1 protein-coding gene is annotated in these 8,062 nt (G+C 71.1%); it reads right to left on the bottom strand.

Annotation, left to right across the window (positions count from 1 at the left end; genetic code table 11):
- Nucleotides 1–35 precede the first annotated feature (35 nt).
- Nucleotides 36–7,820, bottom strand: coding sequence for a type I polyketide synthase (locus ACIA8G_RS28260; RefSeq protein ID WP_396421696.1), 7,785 nt, complete (start codon nt 7,818–7,820; stop codon nt 36–38).
- Between the last annotated feature and the right edge of the window lie 242 nt (nt 7,821–8,062).

The raw sequence follows: 8,062 nt of genomic DNA, 5'->3' as shown, positions 1-8,062 counted from the left end.
TGGTCCGTCCTCATTTCGTGCGGGCAACACTGCTTCTACGAGAGGTCGAGCAACTCGTCGTCGATGATGTTCAGGAGGTCCTCGACGGAGACGTTGCGGATGTCGTCGTCCGAAGTGGACACAGGCTTCTTCAGGCGCCCGAGCAGCTTCTCCAGGCGTTCGCGGATCGCGTCGTGGTCGTCGGCGGACGAGACCAGGGCGTCCTCGAGCCGGGTCAGCTCCGCCAGGGCGGAACCGTCTGCGCTGGACAGGCCGGACAGCAGGTGCTCGGCGACCAGGCGGGGCGTCGGGTAGTCGAAGACCAGGGCGGACGGCACCGGCAGGCCGGTCGCGGCCTTCAGGCGGTCGCGCATCTCCACGGCGGTCAGCGAGTCGAAACCCTGGTCGCGGAACGCCTTCTCCGCGTGGATCGACTCCACGCCCGCGTGGCCCAGGACGGCGGCCGCCTCGGAGCGCACCAGGTCGAGCAGGACGCGGGACCGATCGGCCTCGGACAGGCCGGCGAGCTTCTCCTGCAACGCGTTCTCGTCACCGGCGACCTCCTCGCCCACGCCCAGGGCCGCGACGACCTCGGGGATCGACGAGAACAACGGCGACGGGCGCGACGCGGTGAAGCCCGGAGCGAAACGGGCCCAGTCGGTGTTCGTGACGGTCAGCACGGTCTCGCCGTCCGACACGGCCTGCACCAACGCGGTCAACGCCAGTTCCGGGTCCATCGGCAGCACGCCGTGGCGGCGCAGCTGGTCGTAGGCCTCCGGATCGGTCGCCATGCCCGCCTCGGCCCAGGCGCCCCACTGCACACTCGTCGCCACCAGGCCCTGGCCGCGGCGGAGCTGGGCGAGGCCGTCCAGGTAGGCGTTGGCGGTCGCGTATCCGGGCTGACCACCGCTGCCCCACGCGGCCGCACCCGATGAGAACAGCACGAACGCGTCGAGGTTCCCGGTCAGCTCGTGCAGGTTGCGCGCCGACACCATCTTGGCGCGCAACAACTCCCCGAGCTGCTCGGCGGACAGCGAGGCCAGCGGGGCGTCGCCGGAGTCGATGCCGGCGCAGTGCACGACGGCGGTCAACGACGGGAAGCGGCCCAGCAGTTCTTCCAGCGCGGCACGGTCGGCGACGTCGCAGGCCTCGACCGAGACCTCGGCGCCGAAGCCTTCGAGCTGCGCCACCAGGTGCTCGATGCCCGGGGTCAACGGGCCGCGCCGTGAGGTCAGCACGATGTGCGAAGCTCCGCGCGCGGCAACGGCACGGGCCACGAACCCGCCGAGCGCGCCGGTGCCGCCGGTGATCAGGACCGTGCCCGACGGCGCCCAGTCCTCGCCGTGCTCACCGCGCGGCGCGGGCACCAGGCGACGGGCGAACACGCCGTTGCCGCGCACCGCGATCTGGTCCTCGCCCAGCGAATTCGTCAACGCGGCCTGCAGGCCTTGTGCGATCTGGTTGTCCACCACGCCCGGCAGGTCGATCAGGCCACCCCACCGGCGCGGCGACTCCAGGGCGGCGACGCGGCCCATGCCCCACAGCGCGGTCTGCACCGGTGACGTCACGACGTCCCCGTGCCCGGTCGACACGGCACCCCGTGTAACAGTCCACAGTGGAGCGTCGATGCCGGCTTGCAGCAGCCCCAGCGTCCCGGACAGCGGATACGGCACGTCGCCCGAGTCGTCCGCGACGCCGAGCAGTGACACCACGCCGGTGAACTCGCGGCCGGCCAGGCCGGGAACCTTGTCGAGCGGCACCGCGACCCCGCCGAGGATCTCCACGACGTCGCGCGTCCAGGTGTCCTGCTCCCCCGGTGGCACGACGACCAGCCAGGATCCGGTGAAAGCACCGGACAGCGACAACCGCGTCCACGACTCCCGGAATCGCCAGGAGTCCACCACGGTCTGCGAACGCTGCCGGATCCGCCACGAGGACAGCGCGGGCACGACGGCCGCCGCGACATCGGGATCGAGGTCCAGCACCTCGGCCAGCTCGTCGTTCTCCACCAGCTGCCAGAACGCCGCGTCCAGCGGATCGGCCTTGCCGACCGCGACCTCGGGCTCCGGCCAGAAACGGGACCGCTGGAACGCGTAGGTCGGCAGGTCGACGCGCAGCGCACCGGCGCCCTCGAACAACTTGGTCCAGTCGACGGTGACACCCGCGACGTGCAGGCGTGCCAACGCCGACACCGCGGACGCTTCCTCTGGGCGTTCCCGGCGCAGCACCGGCACCACCGCGGTGTCCAGCGGCACGGCACCGGTCTCGGTCAGCTCCGCCACGAGCGCCGACAGCACGCCGTCGGGGCCGAGCTCCAGGAACGCCGACACACCCTGACGCCCCAGCGCCCGCACGCCGTCGGAGAACCGGACGGCTTCACGCACGTGCCGCACCCAATAGTCGGGCGAGGTCAGCTGTTCGCGCACGGCCAGCTGCCCGGTCACGTTCGACACGACCGGGATCTGCGGTTCCGCGAACGACAGGTCCTCGACGACCGCGCGGAAGTCGTCCAGCATCGGGTTCATCAAGGGCGAGTGAAACGCATGGCTCACCGTGAGACGCTTAGTCTTGCGGTCCGCGAAGCTCTCGGCGACGGCGCACACGCCGTCCTGCGAGCCGGCGATCACGACCGAGCGCGGGCCGTTGACCGCCGCGATCGAGACGTCGTCGCTCAGCAGCGGCAGCACTTCCTCTTCGGTGGCCTGCAACGCGACCATCGCGCCACCCGGCGGCAGCGCCTGCATCAGCCGCGACCGCGCGTCCACCAACCGGCACGCGTCTTCCAGCGAGAACACCCCGGCCACGTGCGCGGCGGCGATCTCACCGATCGAGTGGCCGCCCACGAAGTCCGGCCGCACCCCGAAGGAGGCGACCAGCCGGAACAGCGCCACCTCGATCGCGAACAACGCCGGCTGTGTGTACCGGGTCTCGTTCAGCGCATCGGCGTCGTGGCCCCACATCACGTCCCGCAGCGAGACGTCCAGGTGCTCCAGCACGGCGTCGAAAGCGTTGGCGAACACCGGGAACCGCTCGTACAGCTCGCGTCCCATGCCGAGCCGCTGCGAGCCCTGCCCGGAGAACAGCACGGCCATGGGCCGTTCGGACGCGACACCGCGCGCGATCTCCCCGCCGTCCACGACGACCGCGCGGTGCTCCAGCTGGGTGCGCGTGGACACCAACGAGGAAGCCACGTCCAGCGCGGGAGCCTGCACCGACCGGAACCGCTCCAGCTGCGCGTCCAGCGCGGCGGAAGTCTTGGCCGACACCACCCACGGCACCACCGAGAGCACGGACGACGGCTCCTCCGGCGTCACCTCGACCTCGGGTGCCTCCTCCAGGATCACGTGCGCGTTCGTGCCGGAGACACCGAAACCCGAGACGGCGGCACGGCGGGCGCGCGACACCGAAGGCCAGGGCTGATCCGAGGTCAGCAGCTCGACCCGGCCCGCGCCCCACTCCACGTGCGAGGACGGTGACGTCACGTGCAACGTGCGGGGCAGAAGCCCGTGCCGCAACGCCATCACCATCTTGATCACGCCCGCGACCCCGGCCGCGGCCTGCGTGTGCCCGAGGTTCGACTTCACCGACCCCAGCCACAGCGGCACCTGGCGGCCCTGGCCGTAGGTGGCGAGCAACGCCTGCGCCTCGATCGGGTCGCCCAGCGTCGTGCCGGTGCCGTGCGCCTCCACCGCGTCGACGTCCGAAGTGGACAGACTGGCGGACGCAAGCGCTTGCCGGATCACCCGCTGCTGCGACGGGCCGTTCGGCGCGGTCAGGCCGTTGGACGCGCCGTCCTGGTTGATCGCCGAACCACGCAGCACCGCGAGAACGGTGTGGCCGTTGCGCCGGGCATCGGACAACCGTTCCAGCACCACGAGTCCAGCACCCTCGGACCAGCCCGTGCCGTCGGCGGACTCGGAGAAGGCCTTGCAGCGGCCGTCCGCGGACAGCCCGCCCTGCCGGGAGAACTCGACGAACGTCTGCGGCGTCGACATGATCGTCACACCACCGGCCAGCGCCAGCGACGACTCACCGGACCGCAGCGACTGCGCCGCCCAGTGCAGCGCCACCAGCGACGACGAACAGGCCGTGTCGACGGTGACCGCCGGGCCCTGCAACCCCAGGGTGTAAGCGACGCGGCCGGAGACAACACTGCCCGCGGTCCCCGTCGTCCAGTACCCCTCGGTACCGGCGGGCGCGTCCAGCAACCCGGCGCCGTAGTCGTGGTACATCACGCCGGCGAACACGCCGCCGTTCGTGCCGCGCAACGAGACCGGGTCGATCCCCGCCCGTTCCAGGGCCTCCCACGACACCTCCAGCAGCAACCGCTGCTGCGGGTCCATCGCCAGCGCCTCGCGGGGCGAGATGCCGAAGAACTCCGCGTCGAAATCCGCCGCGTCGTGCAGGAAGCCGCCCGAGCGCGTGTGCGAGGCACCGTCGAACAGCTTCTCCAGGTCCCAGTTGCGGTCCGTCGGGAACGACGACACCACGTCCGCGCCCGACGTCACGAGCCGCCACAGGTCTTCCGGCGACGACACGCCACCGGGATAGCGGCAGGCCATGCCCACGATCGCGATCGGCTCGTCCGGCGCGGACCGCACCACCTCGGACGTCACGACGGAAGCCCGCTCCCCCAGCAGCTCTGCGCGCAGGTGCCGCGCGAGCACGACCGGGGTCGGGTAGTCGAACGCCACCGGCGCGGACAGGTGCAGGCCCGTCGCCGCGGTCAGGCGGTTGCGCAGATCCACCGCCGTGACGGAGGTCAGGCCCAGCTCGCGGAACGTCTTCTTCGACTCGGCGCGCTCCGCGCCGGTCAGCCCGAGCACGCCCGCGACCTCGGTGCGCACCAGGTTGAGCAGGAAGATGTCCTGCTCCTCCGGCGACATGGCCACCAGCCGCTGGCGCAACGCCGAGAGGTCGCGCTCGTCGGGCGTCGCGAGCCGGGCGGACACGTCGATCAGGCCGCGCAACAACGCAGGCACCTCGGTCGACGAGGTCTGCTCGCGCAACGCCGCGCTGTTGATCCGCATGATCACGGCCTGCGCCAGGCCCGCCGACGTCGCCACGTCGAACATCGCGGTGAACTCGTGCGCGGACAGTTCGCCCACGCGCGACGCCGTCGTCGGCGCGTCGGTCGAGCCGACCGCGAGGAACGTCGCAGCAAGCTCGCGCTTGCGGCGGTAGCGGGCCAGCGCGTCCAGGAACGAGTTGGCCGCGGCCTGTTCCCCGGAGCCGACGAGGCCCAGCGCACCGGCGACGGTGCAGAGCATGACGAACGCGGTGACGTCGCCGCCCTTCGTGAGCTGGTGCAGGTTCACCGCACCGTCCACAACGGACCGGAACACGTCGCTCTTCTTCTCCCGCGAGAGGGTCGGCTTCGCCGGGTGCTCGCCCTCGCTGTGGATGACCGCGGTGATCGGCCGCTTCAGCTTGCCGAGGACCTCAGCCAGCGCGGCGCGGTCCGCCACGTCGCAGTCCGCGACGGCGACCCGTGCGCCCAGCTCGGACAGCTCCGCCTCGAGCTGCGCGGTCGCCTCGTCGGCCCGGCCGCGCGGGCTGATCAGCAGCAGGTGCCGCGCGCCGTACGCGGCCACCAGATGCCGGGTCAGCGCGGCGCCCATGGTGCCGTCCGCGCCGGTCACGACGACCGTGCGCCTGGGGTCGATGCGCAGCACCTCGTCGCTGTCGACCGAGGCCGACACCCGCTTGAGGCGAGGCATCAACGCGATGCCGGAACGGATCGCGAGCTGTGGTTCGCCGGCGGCGACCGCGAGCGGCAGCACCCCCGCGGACGGCGGCAGGTCGTCGATGTCGATCAGCGTGAACCGGTTGGGGTGCTCGACCTGCAACGACCGCAGCAGCCCCCAGACCGGGGCGTGCACGAGGTCGCGCACGTCCTCGACACCCGCCGCCACCGCGCCGCGCGTCAGCACGACAAGGCGTGAGTGCGCGAACCAGTCGTCGTTCACCCACGTCCGCAGCACGCCGCCGACCTTGAGCAACGCCTCCTGCGCGGCCGTGGTGAGCTTGCCGCCGGTGTCCATGTCGTCCGGGCAGCACAGCACGGCCACGTCCGGCGCGGGCTCACCGTCCACAACGGACATGTGCAGCGTGGCCGCGTCGGGGTAGGTGGCGACGTGCACGCCCGCCGACGCGAGCGAGGCGGTGAGGCCGAACATGTCCGGGCCGACGACGGCCCAGCGCTTGGCCAGTTCGAGGCTGGTCGTGCGGACCGACGGCATCGGTGCCCAGTCCATCCGCAGCAACGACTCGTGCTGCCCGCCGCTCGCGGCCCGCAGCCGGGCCGGGCGGTCGAGCAGCACGTGCCGCGTGATCTTGCCCGATGTCGTGCGCGGGATGTGGTCGATCTCGTACAACTCTTCGGGCACCTTGAAGTTCGACAGCTGCTCGCGGCAGGCGTCGTACAGGCGCACCGGGTCGAGGCCCTGCTTGCCGGGCACGACGAACGCGATCGGCACCTCGCCGAGGATGTCGTGCGGCTTGCCGACCACCGCGGCGTCGGCGACGCCGGGGACCTTGAGCAGCACCTCCTCCACCTCGCCGGGGTGGATGTTCTCCCCGCCGCGGATGATGAGTTCCTTGACCCGCCCGGTGATCGTGACGTAGCCGTAGAGGTCGCGCCGGGCCAGGTCGCCGGTGCGGTACCAGCCGTTCGGCATCGCCTGCGCCGTGGCCTCCGGCTGGTTGTGGTAGCCGACCATGAGGCTCGGGCCGCGCACCCACACCTCGCCCTCGGCCTCCGCGTCCACGTCGGCACCGGTGTCCGGGTCGACCAGCCGCACCGCCAGACCGGGCACCGGCAGGCCGCACGAACCGGGAACCCTGGTGCCGTGCGCCCAGTTCACCGCGATCAGGCCGCACGTCTCGGTGCTGCCGTAGCCGTCGAGCAGCGGCACACCGAACAGCGCCTCGAATTCCACGCGCAACGCGGGCGGGCACGCGGATCCCGCAGTGAGGCAGCGGGTCAGGGAGCTCGACGACACCTCGCGCGTGCGCGCGACTTCCAACAGATGGTGGTACATGGCGGGCACACCGCACATGAAGGAGTAGTCGTCGCCTTCCAGCGCGGCGAGCACCTCGTCGGCGGCGAACCCGTCGAGGATGCGCGCGGTCGCGCCGACCGAGGTGACACCGACGACACACAGCACGTGCGCGAGGGAGTGGTGCAACGGCAGCGGCCACAGCACCTTGTCGTCGTGGTGCAGCCCGATGACGGGGGCGTAGCAGGCGGCGACCGACCACAGGCAGCTGCGCTGGGTCGACAGCACGCCCTTGGGCTTACCGGTGGTGCCGGAGGTGTAGAGCATGAACGCGACGTCGTCGAGGCCCTGGTCGTCGCGCGCCGGGTTCGCCGGGTCCTTCGTCGTCAGGTCCGCGTAGGAGACGATGGAGTTGCCGCGCGGGAGCGGTTCGTCGCCGCTGACGACCACCTTGAGATAAGGACGGCCCGGCAGCAGCTTGCGGACCTGGTCGAGGTGCGCGGTGTCGGTGATGACGACGCGGGCGCCGCTGTCGTCCAGCACGTAGGCGAGCTCGGCGTCGGCGGAGTGCGGGTTGAACGGCACCGCGACCGCGTTCGCGCGCGTGACACCCAGATAGCTCTCGACGATGTCGACGCTGTTGCCCAGAAAGATCAGTGCCCGATCACCGGGCTGCAGCCGCAGATCCGCGAGGTGCCCGCCGAGCCGCCCGGTGCGGCGCTCCAGTTCCGCGTACGTGACCGCGCGCCGCGCGTCCGCGAACGCGACCTTCTCCGGCGCGTTCCCGGCGTGGTAGCGCAGCAGGTCGGACAACGGCCGGATCAGCTCGGTTCGAAACATCCCGACGGCGCTCCCTATTTACTGGCGACGTGGCGTGCACCTCGAGCGATGCTAGCCTCGGCCTCATCGGTCCAGTAAGTAGGAAATCCCCTAGCACCCCCCTAAGACCCCCCTATCATCGCGCATTGAAGTCCTTTCCCCTGACGGAGCAGTTTTGCGAAGCCTGCCCGGTGCTAATCTTTGATCACCGGCCCGGAAGAGAAGTCCGAAACAAAAATCCGGTTTAACTCCGCAAAATGTTT

The sequence above is a fragment of the Lentzea sp. NPDC051213 genome, assembly GCF_044455585.1.
In the GTDB taxonomy this organism is placed as follows: Bacteria; Actinomycetota; Actinomycetes; order Mycobacteriales; family Pseudonocardiaceae; genus Lentzea.
The sequence above is the reverse complement of the archived record's forward strand: the minus strand, read 5'-3'. Positions and strand labels throughout refer to the sequence as shown.

Excerpts from the sequence above, each read along its gene's own strand:
- ACIA8G_RS28260 (WP_396421696.1), bottom strand. The coding sequence starts at position 7,820 with ATGTTTCGAACCGAGCTGATCCGGCCGTTGTCCGACCTGCTGCGCTAC.